We start from the raw sequence: 17,449 nt of genomic DNA, 5'->3' as shown, positions 1-17,449 counted from the left end.
ACCACACGGACAGAGGCCCGTCTGCTGCACGCGCAGTGGCGGGCCTCTTCGCCGGCCACTGACTCACCTGTCCCGCGCCGCATCAGCTCAACCGTTGAGCGTGCCTTATGCCTCTGCGGCGTCTGAACACACGTCCCTGACACTGGGGGCATGACGGACGCTTCGAACGGTGTGGTGGTCACAGGGGCAGCGCGGGGAATCGGGCGGGCGATCGCGGAACTGTACGCGGAGCGGGGGTGGCGGGTGCTGAGCGCCGATCTGAGCCTCCCGCCGAACCTGCGGGGGCAGCGGCGCGTGAAGGCGGACGTGAGTACCGCCGCCGGGCGCGAGCGGATCGTGCGGGCCGCGCGGGAGATGGGCGGCGTGCAGGTGCTCGTGAACAACGCCGCGTTTCAGGGTGCGCACGGCAGCGTGCTGGACGTCAGCGAGCGCGGCTGGGCGCGGACGCTGAACGTGAACCTGACCGCGCCGCTGCTGCTGACGCGGGCCCTGGTGGACCTGCTGCCGCGCGGGGCGGCGGTCGTGAACGTGGCGAGCGTGCAGGGCCTGTTCGCCGAACCGGGCAACGCGGCGTACAACGCCAGCAAGGGCGGCCTCGTGAACCTGACCCGCGCGATGGCGCTGGACCTCGCGCCACACGGCCTGCGGGTGAACGCCGTGGCGCCAGGCGCAATCAGCACCGAAGCGGTCCTCCAGAGCATCACGGAGAGCGACGACCCCGAACAGACCCGCCGGGATTACGAGGACCTGCACGCCCTGCGCCGCCTGGGTACGCCGCGCGAGGTGGCGCAGGTCGTGTACTTCCTGGGCAGCGAGGAAGCCGCGTTCATGACCGGCGCGATCGTGCCGGTGGACGGCGGGATGACCGCGTCGTTCATGATGGCCGGCCGCCCGGTCTAGGCGGTCAGAAGCAGGGCGCGGGGAGGTCGAATCCCCCGCGCCCCGCTTGCCGCGCCCGTCCCTCAGATGGTGCGCGTGCGGCGCCAGCTCAGCAGGGCGATGATCAGCGTGAAGGCGATCATGCTCAGCACCGGAATGGTGATGACGGTGTTCAGCGGGGAGTTCATGCCCCACACGGGCCAGGGCGTGCCGCACGACGCACTGGGGTCGGCGGTGCAGGCGCGCAGGGTCGGCACGACACCCCACGTTTCGAGATTCTGGTACAGCGCGATCAGCACGCCTATCCCGGCCAGGGGCAGCGCGTAGCGGCGCACGCGCAGGTCGCCGCTGAGGGCCGCGACGCCCAGGATGATGGCCAGCGGGTACATGCAGATGCGCTGGAACCAGCACAGGATGCAGGGGTTGAAGTGACGGATCTCGCTGAAGTACAGGCTGCCCAGCGTGGCGATCAGGGACACGACCCACGCGGCGTACAGGCGGTTGTCGCGGCTCACGTGCTTACTTCGCGGCGTCGATGGCGGCGCTGATGTCGGCCACGGTCGCGTCCGTCTGCTTGCCGTTCACGAACACGGTGGGCGTGCCGGTCACGCGGGCCTTGTTCACCTGCGCTTCCATGGCGTCCACGCGGGCGGCGGTGACGTCAGAATCCAGGCAGGTGGCGAACTTGCTCTGATCCAGGTTCTCGAGGTTCCCGGCGAGTTCCTTCAGGCGGCTCTTGGTGGCCCAGACGGTGTTCTCGTCGCCCTGCGCGCGGAACAGGATGGCCTTGAAGGCGTTGAAGGCGTCGTTCCCGCCCTGGTCGTAGACGCACATGGCGGCCTGCGCGGCCAGTTTGCTGTCATCCGTGGAGAGGCTGCGCGCCTCGGCCAGGAACGGCCACAGCAGGGAGTACTGCTTGATCTTGCCGGTGTCCACGTACTTGGTTTTCAGTTCGGGCGCGACGGTTTCCTCGAAGTTCTTGCACACCGGGCACTTGAAGTCCTCGACGACCACGACGTCCACCGGGGCGCTGTCCTGCCCGGCGAAGGGCACGCCCGTCAGGTCGAAGGTGGCGCTGCCCTGGGCGGGTTTGCCCTGGATGGCGAACACGGCCAGGCCGATGAGGACGGCGGCGATCAGCGTGCCGATCACCAGGAACATGCGGTTGGGGTTGCTGTTGGCGGTCATGACTGGGGGCAGTGTAACGCGGGCACGGTGGGCGCGTGCCCCTCGTGACGTGAGAACACCGCCCCGGCGAGTGGCCAGGGCGGCGCGGCGTGACCGGTCAGGCGTTCAGGGCGGCGGCCCGCTGGGCGCGGCGGGCGCGGGAGCGCAGGATCAGGCTCACGATCCGCCGCACGGCGCTGACGCTCAGGCCGATGACCATGGCGATCAGCGCGGTCCGCTGGAAGGCCTCGTTGGTGGGCAGGGTCAGGCCGTGATCGAGGGTGGTGGCGAAGCGGCCCATGCCCACAATCACAGCGGCGTACAGCGCGGCCGCGAACGGCAGCACGAACAGCCCGCCGGAGTGCTTGATGAGCAGCACGCCCGCCAGCGCGCCGCCCACCAGGGGCAGGATCACGCTCCACTGCTCCGGGGGCGGGACGGGACTGAAGTACCCCAGGCCGCCCAGCAGCAGGGCCGCGTAGCCGTACCAGCCGTCGAACTCGTCCGCGATGATGGTCAGCGCCACCCACGTCAGCAGGCGCACCGGCCACTCGCCCGGCGTCCACTGAAAGTACGCGAGCACGGCCAGGGTGATCAGGCCGCCCAGCAGGTGTGCCAGGGCGCGGCCCGGCGTGATGCGCGGGGGCGGCGCGTCCGGCCGGCGGCCACGCCGGGCCCGGCGGGTGCGGGCAGGCGCGGCCGCCGGGGTGACCGGCGGGGTGGGCTGGGGAGCGGGGGCAGAGTCGGGCGCGGTCATGCGCTTTCTTTCTTAGCACGCCCCTTGCGGGTGGGGGCCGCGCCGACCAGTTCCGGCTCCTTGGCGGCCGTCTTCTTCGGGGCGCGTCTGGCCTTCTTGGGGGCGGTCTCGGGCTCGGCTGGCGCAGCGGTGGCGCCGGGCTGAGCTGTTCTGGGCTGGGCGGCCACGATGCCGGGCACGCGGCGCAGGTACTCGCCGGTGTGGCTGGTGGGGTGCGCGGCCATCTCCTCGGGGGTGCCGGTGGCGACGACGGTGCCGCCGCGCACGCCGCCCTCGGGGCCCAGGTCGATGATGTGGTCGGCGCACTTCATGACGTCGAGGTTGTGCTCGATGATCACCAGGGTGTTGCCGCCCTCCACGAGGCGTTGCAGCACCTCCATGAGCTTGCGGACGTCCTCGAAGTGCAGGCCCGTGGTGGGCTCGTCGAGGATGTAGATGGTCTTCCCGGTGGGCCGCTTGCTGAGTTCGGTGGCGAGCTTGATGCGCTGCGCCTCCCCGCCGGAGAGGGTGGTGCTGGGCTGCCCGATCTTCATGTAGCCCAGGCCCACGTCGCACAGCAGCGTCATCTTGCGTTCGATGGCCGGAATCGCCTCGAAGAAGCTCTGGGCGTCCTCGACAGTCAGGTCCAGGACGTCAGCGATGGTCTTGCCGTTGTATTTGACTTCCAGCGTCTCGCGGTTGTAGCGCGCGCCCTTGCAGACCTCGCACGGCACGTAGATGTCGGGCAGGAAGTTCATCTCGATCTTCATGACGCCGTCGCCCTTGCAGTGCTCGCAGCGGCCGCCCTTCACGTTGAAGGAGAACCGCCCGGCCTGATAGCCGCGCCGCCGCGCCTCGGGCGTGCGGGTGAACAGGTCGCGGATCTCGGTGAACACGCCGGTGTACGTGGCGGGGTTGCTGCGCGGCGTGCGGCCGATGGGGCTCTGGTCGATCTCGATGACCTTGTCCAGATGCTCCATGCCCTCGATGCGGTCATATCTGCCGGGTGTGGTCTTCGCGCCGTTCAGTTCGCGCGCCAGGGTGGCGTGCAGGATGTCGTGGATCAGAGTGCTCTTGCCGCTGCCCGACGGGCCGGTCACGACCGTCATGGTGCCCAGCGGAATGTCGATGGACACGTTCTGGAGGTTGTGTTCGCGCGCGCCGACGACTCGCAGGTCCCTGCCGTTGCCGCGGCGGCGGCTCTTCGGGACCTCGATCTTCAGTTCGCCGCGCAGGTACTTCCCGGTCAGGCTGTTCCTGTCCTTCTTCACCTGCTCCGGGGTGCCGAAGGCCACGACCTGCCCGCCGTGGACGCCGGCGCCGGGGCCCATGTCCACGAGGTAGTCGGCGTCCATCATGGTGTCCTCGTCGTGCTCGACGACGATCAGGGTGTTGCCCAGGTCGCGCAGGTGCTTCAGCGTACCGATCAGGCGGTGGTTGTCCTTGGGGTGCAGGCCGATTGAGGGTTCGTCCAGCACGTACAGCACGCCGGTCAGACCGCTGCCCACCTGCGTGGCGAGGCGGATGCGCTGCGCCTCCCCGCCCGACAGGGTGTTCGCGGTGCGGTCCAGGCTCAGGTAGTCCAGGCCCACGTCCACCAGGAACTTCAGGCGGGTGCGGATGGCCTTCAGGATGGGCGCGGCGACGGCCGAGCCGAAGTCGTTCAGCACGTACTCGTAGTGGCGCGGGCCGTGCGCCTTCGCGCTGCCGCCCAGGTGGCCCTTCAGAAACGGCTCGATGGCCGCGTGGTCCAGCCCACCGCCCTGCAGGGCACGGAAGAAGGTGTCGGCGTCCAGGACGCTCATGCCGCTCGCCTGGCTGATGTTCAGGCCGCCCACGCGCACCGCGAGGATCTCGGGTTTGTAGCGGGTGCCGCCGCAGGTGGGGCACGGCTGGAGTTCCATGAGCTCTTCCAGTTTTTCGCGCATGAAGTCGCTTTCCGTGTCGGCGTAGCGGCGTTCCAGGTTCGGGATGACGCCCTCGAACTCGGTCATGAAGCGCATGGTTTCCTTGCCCGCGCGGCGGTACACGACCTCGAACGGCGCGCCGGGACCGCGCAGGATCGCGTCGTGCGCCGCCTTGGGCAGGTCGCGCCAGGGGGTCTTCACGCTGAAACCCATGTGCTCGGCCAGCGCCTGGAGTTTGTCCCAGTAGTACACCCCGCCACCCGTGCCCTTCTTGCTCCACGGGAGGATCGCGCCCTCGGCGATGGAGAGCTTGTCGTCTATGATCTGGTCCGGGCTGAACTCCTGCTTGCTGCCCAGGCCCGCGCAGTCCCCGCACGCGCCGTACGGCGAGTTGAAGGAGAACGAGCGGGGTTCGAGTTCCTCCAGCACGCTGCCGTGTTCGGGGCAGGCGAACTTCTCGGAGTACAGTTCCTCGTGCGCCCCGCCGTCCTCGCCCCCATCGGGCATGAGAACGCGCAGCAGGCTCTCGCCGCGGCGCAGGCCCAGTTCGACGCTCTCGGCGATGCGGCTGCGGTCGCCCTCGCGCAGCGTCACGCGGTCGATGACCACGTCCACGTCGTGCTTCTCGAACTTCTCCAGCTTCAGCTTCTCGGCTTCTTCCAGTTCGTACAGCGTGCCGTCCACCCGCACGCGCGCGAAGCCCTCGCGGCGCAGGTCGGCGAACAGCTTGCGGTACTCGCCCTTGCGGCCGCGCACGACCGGGGCGAGCAGGATGGCGCGCTTGTCGGGAAAACCCGCCAGCAGGCGGTCGGTGATCTCGCTGGGGCTCTGCTTCTCGATCTTGCGGCCGCACACCGGGCAGTACGGGGTGCCCACGCGGGCGTACAGCAACCGCAGGTAATCGTGGATCTCGGTGACGGTGCCGACCGTGGAGCGGGGGTTGTGGCTGGTGGTTTTCTGGTCGATGGAGATGGCCGGGGAGAGGCCGGTGATGCTCTCGACGTCGGGTTTCTCCATCAGGCCCAGGAACTGGCGGGCGTAGGCCGAGAGGCTCTCGACGTAGCGGCGCTGGCCCTCGGCGTAGATGGTGTCGAAGGCCAGGGTGCTCTTGCCGCTGCCGGACACGCCGGTGATCACCACGAACTGGTCGCGGGGGAGTTCCACCGTGATGTCCTTGAGGTTGTGGGCCTTCGCGCCCTTCACGATCAGGTTGTTCTGCAAGGTGTGGCTCCTCGTGCGCGGCCTGGCGTGCGTGCGGCGGGCCGCCGGAAAGTTACGTTGCGTGCGTAAGGTCGCCCCTGCGCTTCGGAAACGAGACAGTGTATCAGGTCAGGCCGGGATTCTGCTATGACCCTCAGCCTCATCCTTCATTACGGCAAGGTCAGCACGCGCACGTTCCCGTCCCGGGCGCTGAGGTAGTTCATCAGGCGGCCATCCGGGCTCACCGACCAGTCCGCCAGTCTCACCTGATCGCCCAGGTCCCCCAGGGTCTTCCAGGCGTTCGCGGTCACGTCGTACTGCCGCAGCGTGTGCGGGCCGCCCGCCGTGCTCAGCGGAATCAGCAGCAGGCGCGTGGCGTCCCGCCAGCGGTACGAGCCGAACACGCTCAGTTCGCGCGGGCTGCCGCTGGCGGTCCCCTGCACCCACAGGCCGTTGCGGGCGGCACTGTCGAACGACACCGTGTACGCGACCTGCCGCCCGTCTGCACTGAGCGTCACCGAGCGGAAGCCCAGCGCGGTCCTGAGGGTGCGGCGCGCGCCCGTGCCGGTGTTCAGGGTGAACAGTTCGCGGTCCCGCGCCCCGGCGCTGGGCTTGCCGCTCAGGAGCAGGGTCGTGTCGTCCAGCCAGCCGTGAATGCTGCCGCCGGATAAGGTCGCCACCAGCCGGGATGCGCCGAATACGTCCGCGACGAATACCCGCGTGACCCGGCGGTCGTAGTTGCCGCTCGTGTCGCTGCGCGCGTACGCCAGCCGCGTCTCACTGCGCGTCCAGGTCACGTCCGAGCCGTAGGTGGGCAGCGTAAACCGCCGCCCGTCCGCGAGGCGTTCCAGGGTAGTCGCCTCGCCCGCGCCGGGCCGCACCGCCCACTTCAGTGCCGGGGAGAAGAACGCCACGCTGGAAAACCGCCGCGTGACCTCGCCCCCGGTCGCAGCCACCTGATAGATGCCGGTCGAGCCGCGCGCCGGGGGACCATCCAGGAACAGCAGCGCGCGGGAATCCGGCGTCCACACCACGCCGGGGCAGCACTCGCCCCCCAGGACCGCGCGGGACGGCAGCGTGGCGGCCTCCACCACACCGGACAGCAGGGCCGCGAGGGCCAGGGCGGCGCGCCTCACCTCGCCCCTCCGGGGGCGGGCGGCCAGGGCTGGCGGTACTCGTTCAGCAGCGCCCCGCCCCGCAGCGCGGCAGGCTGTGAATCCGGCGTCTGCCAGCGCCGGGGACGCTCCAGGTCGTACTCGTAGCCCCGCCCGAAACTCCCGGCCAGCGCCAGCGAATTCCAGTCCGCCGCGATGAACGGCAGCGGGTTGAAGAAGCGCTGATGCGAGCGGTCCCGCAGTTCCAGGTGCAGGTGCGGTGCGCTCACGCAGGTGCCCTGCGAGTCCCCGCTCTCGCCGATGACATGTCCGCGCGTGACCTTCTGCCCCACGCGCACGCTGGACCGTACCCGCAGGTGCCCGTACAGACTGGAGAGGTTCCCGGCGTGATCCACCACCACGTTGTGAGGCGGGCTGCCGTGCGGACCGTCCACCTCGGCGACCACGCCATCCCCGATGGCCCGCACCGGCGTCCCGCACGGCGCGCTGAAATCCAGGCCCGCGTGGATGCCCTGGAGGTTCCCGTACGTGCTGCGCCTCTGCCGGTACGCGCCGGTCGTGTTCCCGTAGCCCTGCCCCAGCATCCAGGTGTCCGGGCCGGGCGGCCCTGCGAACGGCAGGCCGAACTGCGCTTTCGCGGGCGCGACGGTATTCAGGGGCAGCGGCGCGGCGTAGTGGGCCAGGGCCACGCCGGTCAGCGCGGCAGCCAGGAGCAGGATTCGGCGGGCAGCCATACCCGATGCTGCCCGCCCCAAGTGCGCGGCAGGGTAGGCGCGGCCACCTTCTCCCCTGCCGGTTTCTTCAGGCTTTGCGCAGCAGGATGCTCTTGAGGTACAGGCTCTCGGGCACGCTCAGAAGGTGCGGGTGATCGGCGGGCTGGTAGGTCACGTCGAGCACCTCGGCGTCGGTGTTCGCCTCGGCGGCGGCCACGCGGGCGGCGTCGAGCAGGTCGTCCACGCGGATGTAGTGCGCGCAGGTGCTGATCAGCAGGTGCCCGCCACTGTCCAGCATCCGCAGGGCGCGGGCGGCGCCGTCCGTGAAGATACGTTTGGTGCGGGGCACGTCGTCGCGCCGCTTGGCGAGGGTGGGCGGGTCAAGGACGATCGCGCCGAAGGTGCGTTTTTCCTTGACGAGCGCGTCGAGCTGTTCGATGGCGTCGCCCCAGCGCACGCCGACCTGAAGGGCGTTGCCGCGCGCCGCGCCCTCCAGCGCGCCCAGCGCGACGCTGTCCTTGTCGATGGCGACGGCCTTCGCGCCTGCTTTGGCGGCGTGCAGGCTGAAGCCCCCGGTGTATGAGTACACGTCCAGGAAGCCCGCGCCGGGCTGCACGAACGTGCGCATCAGGCGCCGGTTGTCACGCTGGTCGAGGAAGAAGCCGGTCTTCTGGGCGTCCATCGGGTTGAAGTGCAGCTTCAGGTCGTCCTCGAAGAATTCCACGCGGTCCGGCACGTCGCCCCAGAGGGTGCCGGTCACGAGGTCCAGGCCCTCCTTGCGGCGCTCGCCGGTATCGCTGCGCTCGTAGGCACTGGTGGCGCCCGTCTCCTCGCGCAGGGCCCTGACGATCAGGTCACGGTGCCGCTCGACGCCTGCGTTGCGCAGCTGCACGCCCAGCGTCCCGGCGAACTGGTCGGCGATCACGCCGGGCATCCCGTCGGCTTCTGCGTGCAGGACGCGCATGGCGTCGGTGTTCAGGATGCGGCCCTCGCGGCGGGCCAGGGCGGCCTTCACGCGGGCGCGGTAGAACTTCAGGTCGATGTCCTCGTCCTGCCAGGTCAGGAGGCGCAGGGGTGTCCCTCCCTGCGGGTTGAAGTACCCGCGCGCGATCACCTTGCTGGAGTCCGGGCCCTTGACGTTCACGACCTCGCCGGGCTGAATGCCGTCGTCGGCGCGGGCGATGTCGCCACTGTGCCCGAAGGGATAGCGGCCCGCGACGCGGCGCACCGCCTGGGCCTGCAGGGTAACGGTGGGAGACTTCTTCATCAGGGCAGGGTAGCAGAGGCCTGCCAGTGCATGAACGCTGCCCGGCGGCGCCCCTCACCCTCCGGTCGTCCGGGGCGGGCCATACTGCCGGGCGTGATGACCCGCGTCCACCGCCCCCTGCTCGCCCTGCTGTCCTGCACCCTGATCGCCGGGTGCGGCCTGATTCCCACGCCCAGCGTGGACGTGAAGAACTCGCACCTGGACCTGCCGTCCAGCGGCGCGCTCAGCGGGAAGGTGGTGTACCTCACGCGGGACAGTCTGGCGGGCAACACGGTGCCAGCGGCCCTGCAGCAGATCACGGTGCGCGGGACGGCCACGTACCGTACGGGTGGGCTGGGCACGCTGCGCGCCGTGGACATGTACGTGCGCACGGACCTCAAGGCCCTGCCGGCGACCTGCACCACGTACGCCGCGACGCCCACTGCGCCCGGCATGGTGGTGTGCGAAGCGGCGGGTGAGACCGGTCAGGCCATCGGGCAGATGACCCTGACGGCTGGGCAGGGCGTGGCATTCGCGCTGGGCGGCGCGGCCCTGGACGCCGCGGCGAAGGCCGGGCACGGGTTCTTCGGGATGCGCTTCACGGTGGGGCAGAGCCTGTTCGGGGACACCCTGGACCTAACGGGCATGAAGGCCAGCGCGCGTCTCTGACCGCCCGCGTGGCCCTGATGGGCGCGGCCCCCGCTTCATGAAGTGGGATGGTGAGCCGCGCACCGGACACGGCCGCGTCGTTGCCGTAGCGTCAGGCGTGCCTTACAATCTCCGCATTCGCCTGCTGGGCCTGGGCGTGACCCTGCTGCTCTCCCCTGCCGCGCTGGGCAGCCCGGCCACGGACCTGTTCGACGCAGCAACCCGGCAGGTGCAGCGTAATTATTTCGGCTGGGCGACGGGCAACATTGGTGACCTGACCCGGCAGTACGCGCAGACGCTCGCGGAGCGCTGCGCGCCGCAGGGGGACAGTTGCTCGTTCGACACGGGCCGCGCGGTGCTGGGGGACCTGTTCAAGGCGTTCGGGGACGCGCACACGAACGTCCGGGATGCCGAGGGCGCCGAGCGGCTGCGGGAGCAGCAGGAGAACCTCGCGGTGCCCCGCACGGGCGCGCGGGTCGTGCGGGTCGAGGGTGGCCTGCTGGTCGCCGGGGTGATGCCCGGCAGTCCGGCCGCGCAGGCGGGCCTGCGTGAGTTTGACCTGATCACCACCGTGCAGGGCCAGGCGGCCGGGAAGCGTGGGGATGAGGACGCCCCGGTTGGCCCGAAGGAATTTGTGCGGCTGGAACGGGCGGCGCAGCCCATGACGGTGACGGTGCAGCGCGCGGGCAGCCCGGAGTTGACGCTCACGCTGGGCAGCGCCCAGTTGCAGGCGCGCGATGAACCGACGCTCTCCTGGGTGGGGGAAGGGAACCGCACGGCGCTGATCCGCTACCCGACCTTCCTGCCTGAGGACGCCGCGGCCCTGTTCGTCAAGCGCGTGCAGGAGGCGCGGGCGGGCGGCGCGCAGGCCCTGATCGTGGATCTGCGCTTCAATGGTGGGGGGAGTCTCGCGCAGTGCGTGGCGGCGGCCAGTGTGTTCACGCCCGTCGAGTACCGCATGCAGTCGCGGGGTGGCAGCAGCGTGTACCGCGGCGCGGACGGTCGGTTCGCGCCGCCCCGCCCGGCGGCGGGTCCCCCACCGCCGCCCGTGTGGGCTGGGCCGACGGCGCTGCTGGTCGGGCCGAACACCGCGTCCTGCGCGGAGGTGTTCACGTTCTACGCGCAGCGGGCCGGGGCGGTCGCGGTGGGCGAGGCCACCAAGGGCGTGGAGAACAGCGGCGTGAACTTCATGCCCCTGCCGGACGGTGGGGTGGTGTCGGTCACGATCCTGCGGGCCTTCGGGCCGGACGGCGCGCCGCTGCCCGAACGGGTCACGCCGGACGTGCTGGCGCCCACGGACCTGGCGCTGCTGACCACCACGGGCCGTGACAGCACCCTGGAGGCCGCGCTGCTGACCTTCAGGGACGCGCAGGGCCTGCGCCCACCCGAGCAGCGGTAGGCCCACGAGGAAGACCCGCGCCGGACATCTTCCGGCGCGGGCTCCTCTGGGCTTTCCGGCTAGCGGCTCCAGCGTTTCATGAGGGTCACGAGGCGCTGCGGGGTGACGTTGCGGTACTCCACGTCCCCCACCCGCACGAGGGGCGCGTCCTCCGCGGCGACGCTGGGGCCGCACTGCGAGAGGCTCAGTTCCACGTTCCCGTCGGCGGTGACCATGCCGGGGCTGATGCGAAGCGCGTCCCAGACGGCGTCTAGCAGGTCTTCTCGTTGGTCGATGCTCAGGTGTTCGGTGCAGATTTCCAGGCGGGTGACGGGCACAGCAGGCGGCCTCCTTCAGGCGGGTCACTCTAGAGCATTTCCGGGCCCGTCAGGCGGAGGAGTCGGGCGGCAGGAAGTCCAGCACGGCGTGCGGCGGCAGCGGCTGACTGTCCCGCAGGGGGTGCGTCTCCCCGGCGGCCCGCAATTGCACGCCGGGCGGGGCGCTCAGCAGCAGCAGGGTCCCGCCGCTGAGGGTGACGCGCAGGCCGTCCAGGGCGGGCGCCCCAAGGGCCTGCCCCAGGTCCGTGACGGGGGCATGCAGGCGCAGGGCGTGCTCGCCGTAGGGACCGCGGACCTGCACGTGCGCGCCCATGACGTGCAGGGCCAGCGGCAGGCCCAGCCCGGTCAGGTCGCCCAGTTCGGGGCGGGGGGCGCGGACCTGCCGCGCGACAGCCACGCCGATCAGCGTGCCGGGCCGCACGATGTCCCCCGCGGCGAGCAGGCGCGCGCCCTGGCTGACGTCCAGGTCCGGGGGCAACCGCAGGAGTTTCAGGCCGTCGCGGTGCTGTTCGGCGCGCAGGCCACTCAGGTGCGGCACGCGGCTCAGCTGCCCCAGGTCGAACGGGCCGCCCAGGGGGGTGGGAACGCCCGCGACCTCCCCGTCGGCCGTGACGAGGTGCACGGTCCGGTCCTCGCGGTACTCAATGCCCTCGACGCCCGGCAGGAACGGGCGGACCGGCGCGGCGCGCGGCGCGGGAGCCGCGGCAGGTCGGCGCCGCAGGGCCACCCAGGCGCTCAGGGCCAGCAGGGGCAGCAGCGCCAGCCACGCCCAGCGCCCCGCCAGGGACGACGTCGGTGTGGGGGCAGTGCCTGCCGTGGAGGTGTTCGCCGGGGCACTCAGCGTGCGGCCGCCCGCCTGCCCGCGCAGGGTGGGCAGCGGTACGGCCCCCACCCCGGGCAGCAGGAGGGTGGGCGTGACCGTCAACTCTGGCTGTGGGCGGGTGGCGCTCAGGCGGACCGTGAAGTCCCGGGTGCCGGCAGGGGCGTCCACGCGACCCGTGACGCCGGGCGGCAGGGTGCCCAGGCGCAGCGCGGCGGTGTTCACGCCGGGCGCGGCGCGCAGGCGCAGGACGACGTCCTCGCCGCCGCGCAGGTGCAGGTCCGCGCCGGGGTTCAGCCAGGTGAACGGCTGGCCGGTCAGGCGCAGCAGCACCTGGCGCGCGCGGGGCGCGGTCCACGCGCGGCCCTGAACGGGCGGGGCGCACAGCAGGGCGGGCGTCCCGGGGCGCAGGCCGGGCGAGACGTGCAGGTGGAGCACGCCGCCCTGTGCAGGTCCGGCGAGGCGCAGTTCGGGATCCGCGCTGCCCAGCGTGGTGGGGGTGCCCGCCGGGAAGGGGGCGGGGAGGGTGTCTGCGGTGACGTGGCGCAGGCCCCCTTCGAGGCCCGGGCCACTCAGGTCCGGGATGACGTTGACGGGGACGGTCAGGCCGCTGGCGTAGGTGCTGGCGCTCAGGGCCGTGCGGGCTTCGGGGGGAATGTCGGTGCCCAGGGCGACGTAGGTCAGGCGGTCCAGGGGGCCCCGGCCGGTCCAGGCGTTCAGGGCGTCCACGGCGGTGACGGCCGTGCCGGCGCCCGGGGTGTCGTTGTCGATCCCGTCGGTCAGGACGAACACCTGCGTGACCTCGCCGCTCTGGGCGGTCAGGGGGCGCAGGGCGTCGCGGACGCTGCGGTACAGGAAGGTGTTGCGGCCGTCGGCGGTCAGGGTGCCCAGGGCGGCGTTCCACGCGGCACTCCCGGCGGGCGCGGTGAAGCTGCGTCGGGTGCGCAGGCCCGAGTCGAAGGTGATCAGGTCGACCCGGTCGGGCTGGGCGGCGCGCACGAAGGTGTTCAGCTGCGCCTTGATGCGCGTGAAGATGTCGGCGCGGCCGTCGCCGATGCCGCGCATGCTGCCGCTGGTGTCCAGGATGAAGACCACGCGGGTGTGGGTGGGGAGCGGCGCGGGGGGCAGGGCGCAGGTGGGGGCGGTCGGTGTGACCCCGGTCTGGGCGGTCCCGGTGGACGCCAGCAGCAGCAGGATGAGGGGAGCGGCGCGCGACATTCGCTTGCCTATTGTGACGCCTCAGGGGTGGGGCGGGGTGTGCGGCCCAGATGGGCCAAGTGCGTGGACCGTGCGGAGGCCGTTGATGTCGCCGTTTTTGGGATTCGTCCTGCTGGCGATCCCCACGAATTTATTCTGCTATAGACGTAAAATATTTGACCATTTTCAACCCTGGTAGTATACTGAACAGACACAGAAGACGCGCCCAGCGCGCCTCCCACCCCCACTCACCCACCCACCAGCGCCGCCCGGCCACCCCGCCGGGCGCGCCCCAGGAGTGACATGACCCAGACCGACGAATCCACCGTGCAGGACATCACCACCACCACCGGCCCCAGCGCCGAGTACACCGCCGCCGACATCAGCGTCCTCGAAGGCATGGACGCCGTGCGCAAACGCCCCGGCATGTACGTGCAGGGCGGCACCGGCGTGGACGGCTACCACCAGCTCCTGACCGAAATCATCGACAACGGCATCGACGAGGGCCTCGCCGGATTCGCCGACGAGATCCACATCATCCTGCACGCCGACGGCGCCGCCACCGTCACCGACAACGGGCGCGGCATTCCCATCGACATCATGCAGAGCAAGGGCCGCCCCGCCATCGAAGTGATCTTCAGCGAACTGCACGCCGGTGGCAAGTTCGGCCAGGGCGCCTACAAGGTCTCCGGCGGCCTGCACGGCGTGGGCTCCACGGTCGTGAACGCCCTGAGTCTCTACCTGGACGTCACCGTCAACAAGCACGGCCACCTGCACAACGTGCGCTTCGAGAAGGGCATGCTGGTCAAGCCCCTGCGCGACGAAGGCCCCACGCCCAAGGACGTCACCTGGGCCACCCGCGTGAGCTTCCACCCGGACCCCGCGATCTTCAAGGAGTTCGACAACCAGTTCAACTACGACCGCATCCGCAACCGCCTGCGCGAACTGGCGTACCTGACGGGCCTGAAGATCGTCATCCGTGACGAACGCACCGAACTGCACGCCGGGCACGTCAAGGAAGAAACCTTCCACGAAAAGGGCGGCGTGGCCAACTTCGCCCGCGCCCTGGTCACCGACGACAGCAAACTCCTGTACGACCAGCCCATCGTCATGCGCGGCAAGCACAGCGACGTGGAGGTCGAGGTGGCGTTCATCCACGCGAACACCTACGCCAGCGACAACATCCTGACGTACGCGAACATGATCCGCACCCGTGACGGCGGCACCCCGCTGACCGGCTTCAAGACCGCGTACACCCGCATCCTGAACAAGTACGCCAAGGACAAGAACCTCATCAAGAACGGCAACCCCGTCCCCAGCGGCGACGACCTGCTGGAAGGCATCTACTGCGTCGTGTCCGTGAAACTGGGCGACCCGCAGTTCGAGTCGCAGGCGAAGGTCAAGCTGCTGAACAGCGAGGCCCAGACCGCCGTGAACGCCGTGGTCGGCGAGAAGTTCGCCGAGTTCCTTGAGGAGAACCCCAAGGTCGGCAAGACCATCGTTGAGAAGGCCGCCGAGGCCGCCCGCGCCCGCGAGGCCGCCCGCAAGGCCCGCGACATCGTGCGCCGCAGCAACCCCCTGGAAAACGACGACCTGCCCGGCAAGCTGGCTGACTGCTCCAGTCAGGACCCCAGCGAATCCGAGATGTTCATCGTGGAAGGCATCAGTGCAGGCGGCTCCGCCAAGGGCGGCCGTGAACGCCGCTTCCAGGCGATCCTCCCGCTGCGCGGCAAGATCCTGAACGTCGAGAAGGCCGAGCTGAACAAGATCCTGAAGAACGCCGAGATCCGCGCCCTGATCGCCGCGATCGGCGCGGGCGTCGAGGGCACCGGCGACCGCATGCACTTTGACCTGTCGAACCTCCGCTACCACAAGATCATCATCATGACCGACGCGGACATGGACGGCGGGCACATCGCCACGCTGCTGCTGACCTTCTTCTACCGCTACATGCGCCCCATCGTCGAGGCCGGGTACCTGTACATCGCGCAGCCACCCCTGTACCGCATCATGGTCGGCCGCGAGAAGAAGGGCACGTACCTCTACACCAACGAGGAACTCAAGGAGCACGTCGCGCGCGCCACGAAGGAAGGCAAGAAGTACGACATCCAGCGCTTCAAGGGTCTGGGCGAGATGAACGCCGACCAGCTGTGGGACACCACCATGAACCCCGAAACCCGCGCCCTCAAGCGCGTGGAGATCGAGGACCTGATCGTCGCGAACGAAGTCTTCGAGAACCTGATGGGCAGCGACGTCGCCCCCCGCAAGACCTTCATTCAGGAGAACGCCCGCTTCGCTGAAATCAGCGTCTAAGCCCACAGCACGCCCAGACCAAAGCCCAGCCCTTCGCATTGAAGGGCTGGGCTTTTCGTTGCCCCCTGGTCGTGCGGCGCGCCCAGACTCAGGGGCAGGCGTTGCTCACCGCTGGCGCGATGGGCGGCTGATCGCTGGCCGTCACGAGCGGGAGCAGCGGCACGCCGGACTGGCAGCTCATCCAGCGGGCCAGCACCCCACTCACGACCGGCGCGGCGAAACTCGTCCCGAAGTACGGGAACGTGGGCGCGCCCAGCCAGAACTCACCGGGGGCCTGCACACTGGGCGGCTCGGTCAGCACGCCCGGGTTGCCCACGCCCCGGTTGTACGTGGCCAGCTGCCGGCCCGCGAGGTCCCACCCGGCCACGCTGAGCAGCATGGTGGGCCGCAGGCTGCGCGACGCGAAGGTGATGGCCGGGCCGAACTCGAAGGAGCGCGTCCAGTCCGCGGGGTAGTGGTTGCAGCGGTCCCCGGGGCTCAGGCGCGGGCAGTCGTCGCGGTTGCCGTAGCTGGCGGCCGTGGGAACGCCCAGGCCCGCCAGTTCCCGCAGCGCGAGTTCCAGGCCGCGCGTGGGGTTCGGGCTGCCCACGCTGAGGTTCACGACGTGCCGCCCGCCGCGCCGCGCCTCGTCCGCGACAGCACACAGGGCCTGCACGGTCTTCAGGGTGGAGCAGGTGCCGTCCGCGCCGCACACCTGCCGGTACGTGACGCCCGCGCCCGGCGCGACCACCTGCGCAATCTGCCCGATGGCGCGGCCGTGACCGGAGCGGCCCGTGAAGCTGACGTTGTAGTACTGCCCGCTGTACGTGAAGGGATCATCGGCCGCGCTGGCCGTGTCGAGCACGTGAATGGTCACGCCCTTGCCACCCGCGGACCGGAGGTTCAGCAACCGGGCCAGCACGTCCGCGGGCGCAGCCTTCGCGTAGGGCGGGTCCTGCGCCTGGTCGGGCCAGCCGACGCGGGTGGGGTCGGTCTGCAGGTCCCCGGCGAAGACGAGTTCCAGCAGCGTGAGCACCTGTCCCAGCGGCAGGCCAGCGGCGGGCACGGTGCCGGCCAGCGCCGAGCAGATGGAGTCAGCGGGCGCCGCTGCTCCCCGCACGGCCGGGCTGAGCAGCTGGGTCAGGGTGGTGGCGCGCAGGGCGTTCAGGGTCAGCTGAGGCGCGCGGGGGGCCGCCAGGGGCGCCGCGGCTGGCGGGGTCGCGCCCCGCACGGGGACACGCACGGGCGTCAGCGTGGGCGGCGGCTGCGCGCTCAGGCCGCTGAGGGTCGCCTGCACCTCCTGCGGACAGCGCGTGGCGCAGCGTTCAGCCAGCACCTGCAGTCGGCCGCGGTACTCCGCCTGCACGGTCTTCACCGCCTCCGGACGGACGTACAGCAGGGCGGCGGTACCAGGCGGCACGGTCAGCACGTTCAGCCTCAGGGTCTGGGGGGCGCCGCGCAGGGTGATGTTCTGCGGCCCACCGGCGGCGTTCCGGGGCACCGTGAAGGCCAGCCAGCCACTGTCGCGGTCCAAGCGGTACGCAGCGCCCTGCCCGCCGACATTCAGCTGCCCTGCTGCGGGCACGCCAGTCAGGCCGTAGATCCAGGCGGTCTCGCCGGGCGCGGCGGCCTCGGGGAACAGTCCGGCTGGGCGCACCGCGGCCAGGGTGGGCGGCGTCCGTGATGGGGTGGGGGCCGACTGGCCGGGCGCGGTCCCCAGCAGAGCGAACGGCAACGTCAGGCTCAGGGCGGTGAGGCGGGCGGGGCAGGCGGATCGAGTCATGAGGGTCCCTCCGGCAGGCAGCATCTGAGG

14 protein-coding genes are annotated in these 17,449 nt (G+C 70.7%); 4 read left to right on the top strand and 10 right to left on the bottom strand.

The features are described 5' to 3' along the window. The first annotated feature begins 150 nt into the window (after window positions 1–150). Window positions 151–900 carry an SDR family NAD(P)-dependent oxidoreductase gene (locus tag IEY63_RS12785; protein WP_189069404.1) on the top strand — a complete coding sequence of 250 codons (750 nt, stop codon included), beginning with the start codon at window positions 151–153 and terminating at the stop codon, window positions 898–900. 62 nt (window positions 901–962) lie between these two features. Here the strand turns inward: IEY63_RS12785 and IEY63_RS12780 are convergent, their stop codons facing one another. The 7 genes from IEY63_RS12780 to IEY63_RS12750 all read right to left on the bottom strand — a co-directional run bounded on the left by IEY63_RS12780 (window position 963) and on the right by IEY63_RS12750 (window position 8,984). Then, on the bottom strand, window positions 963–1,394 hold the full coding sequence (locus IEY63_RS12780) for a disulfide bond formation protein B (protein ID WP_189069403.1): 432 nt from the start codon (window positions 1,392–1,394) through the stop codon (window positions 963–965). A gap of 4 nt (window positions 1,395–1,398) precedes the next feature. Continuing rightward, window positions 1,399–2,067, bottom strand: a complete 669-nt coding sequence (locus IEY63_RS12775) for a DsbA family protein (protein WP_189069402.1) — start codon at window positions 2,065–2,067, stop codon at window positions 1,399–1,401. A 97-nt stretch (window positions 2,068–2,164) separates the two neighbouring features. After that, window positions 2,165–2,803, bottom strand: a complete 639-nt coding sequence (locus IEY63_RS12770) for a hypothetical protein (RefSeq protein WP_189069401.1) — start codon at window positions 2,801–2,803, stop codon at window positions 2,165–2,167. Beyond that, on the bottom strand, window positions 2,800–5,910 hold the full coding sequence (gene uvrA, locus IEY63_RS12765; RefSeq protein WP_189069400.1) for an excinuclease ABC subunit UvrA: 3,111 nt from the start codon (window positions 5,908–5,910) through the stop codon (window positions 2,800–2,802). Before uvrA ends, IEY63_RS12770 begins: the two co-directional genes overlap by 4 nt. Before the next feature lie 149 nt (window positions 5,911–6,059). Further along, window positions 6,060–7,025, bottom strand: coding sequence for a TolB-like translocation protein (locus tag IEY63_RS12760; RefSeq protein ID WP_229784692.1), 966 nt, complete (start codon window positions 7,023–7,025; stop codon window positions 6,060–6,062). Beyond that, on the bottom strand, window positions 7,022–7,738 hold the full coding sequence (locus tag IEY63_RS12755) for a M23 family metallopeptidase (protein WP_189069399.1): 717 nt from the start codon (window positions 7,736–7,738) through the stop codon (window positions 7,022–7,024). The genes IEY63_RS12760 and IEY63_RS12755 overlap by 4 nt, the downstream gene beginning before the upstream one ends. Before the next feature lie 67 nt (window positions 7,739–7,805). Next, window positions 7,806–8,984 carry a class I SAM-dependent rRNA methyltransferase gene (locus tag IEY63_RS12750; RefSeq protein WP_189069398.1) on the bottom strand — a complete coding sequence of 393 codons (1,179 nt, stop codon included), beginning with the start codon at window positions 8,982–8,984 and terminating at the stop codon, window positions 7,806–7,808. A 93-nt stretch (window positions 8,985–9,077) separates the two neighbouring features. On the opposite strand from IEY63_RS12750, the gene IEY63_RS12745 reads away from it, so the two are divergent. Then, window positions 9,078–9,632 carry a hypothetical protein gene (locus IEY63_RS12745; protein WP_189069397.1) on the top strand — a complete coding sequence of 185 codons (555 nt, stop codon included), beginning with the start codon at window positions 9,078–9,080 and terminating at the stop codon, window positions 9,630–9,632. A gap of 97 nt (window positions 9,633–9,729) precedes the next feature. Beyond that, window positions 9,730–11,010 (top strand): S41 family peptidase, encoded by a 1,281-nt coding sequence (locus IEY63_RS12740; RefSeq protein ID WP_229784691.1) that lies wholly within the window; start codon window positions 9,730–9,732, stop codon window positions 11,008–11,010. Between the two features lie 59 nt (window positions 11,011–11,069). Here IEY63_RS12740 and IEY63_RS12735 read toward each other — a convergent pair whose 3' ends face one another. Both IEY63_RS12735 and IEY63_RS12730 read right to left on the bottom strand, forming a co-directional pair. Further along, entirely contained in the window at window positions 11,070–11,327 is a 258-nt protein-coding gene (locus IEY63_RS12735) for an NAD(P)H-dependent oxidoreductase subunit E (protein ID WP_189069395.1), read from the bottom strand. A 49-nt stretch (window positions 11,328–11,376) separates the two neighbouring features. Continuing rightward, window positions 11,377–13,365 carry a vWA domain-containing protein gene (locus IEY63_RS12730; RefSeq protein ID WP_189069394.1) on the bottom strand — a complete coding sequence of 663 codons (1,989 nt, stop codon included), beginning with the start codon at window positions 13,363–13,365 and terminating at the stop codon, window positions 11,377–11,379. Between the two features lie 282 nt (window positions 13,366–13,647). On the opposite strand from IEY63_RS12730, the gene IEY63_RS12725 reads away from it, so the two are divergent. Next, window positions 13,648–15,657, top strand: coding sequence for a DNA gyrase subunit B (locus IEY63_RS12725; RefSeq protein WP_189069393.1), 2,010 nt, complete (start codon window positions 13,648–13,650; stop codon window positions 15,655–15,657). An 88-nt stretch (window positions 15,658–15,745) separates the two neighbouring features. Here IEY63_RS12725 and IEY63_RS12720 read toward each other — a convergent pair whose 3' ends face one another. Further along, window positions 15,746–17,419 (bottom strand): S8/S53 family peptidase, encoded by a 1,674-nt coding sequence (locus IEY63_RS12720; protein WP_189069392.1) that lies wholly within the window; start codon window positions 17,417–17,419, stop codon window positions 15,746–15,748. Window positions 17,420–17,449 lie beyond the last annotated feature (30 nt).

It is taken from the genome of Deinococcus radiotolerans, from assembly GCF_014647435.1.
Taxonomy (GTDB): domain Bacteria; phylum Deinococcota; class Deinococci; order Deinococcales; family Deinococcaceae; genus Deinococcus; species Deinococcus radiotolerans.
Note: the sequence above shows the minus strand (reverse complement) of the source record. Positions and strands in the feature narration are given on the sequence as shown.

Excerpts from the sequence above, each read along its gene's own strand:
- IEY63_RS12775 (WP_189069402.1), bottom strand. The coding sequence starts at position 2,067 with ATGACCGCCAACAGCAACCCCAACCGCATGTTCCTGGTGATCGGCACG.
- IEY63_RS12750 (WP_189069398.1), bottom strand. The coding sequence starts at position 8,984 with ATGAAGAAGTCTCCCACCGTTACCCTGCAGGCCCAGGCGGTGCGCCGC.
- IEY63_RS12770 (WP_189069401.1), bottom strand. The coding sequence starts at position 2,803 with ATGACCGCGCCCGACTCTGCCCCCGCTCCCCAGCCCACCCCGCCGGTC.
- IEY63_RS12730 (WP_189069394.1), bottom strand. The coding sequence starts at position 13,365 with ATGTCGCGCGCCGCTCCCCTCATCCTGCTGCTGCTGGCGTCCACCGGG.
- IEY63_RS12720 (WP_189069392.1), bottom strand. The coding sequence starts at position 17,419 with ATGACTCGATCCGCCTGCCCCGCCCGCCTCACCGCCCTGAGCCTGACG.
- IEY63_RS12725 (WP_189069393.1), top strand. The coding sequence starts at position 13,648 with ATGACCCAGACCGACGAATCCACCGTGCAGGACATCACCACCACCACC.
- IEY63_RS12785 (WP_189069404.1), top strand. The coding sequence starts at position 151 with ATGACGGACGCTTCGAACGGTGTGGTGGTCACAGGGGCAGCGCGGGGA.
- IEY63_RS12755 (WP_189069399.1), bottom strand. The coding sequence starts at position 7,738 with ATGGCTGCCCGCCGAATCCTGCTCCTGGCTGCCGCGCTGACCGGCGTG.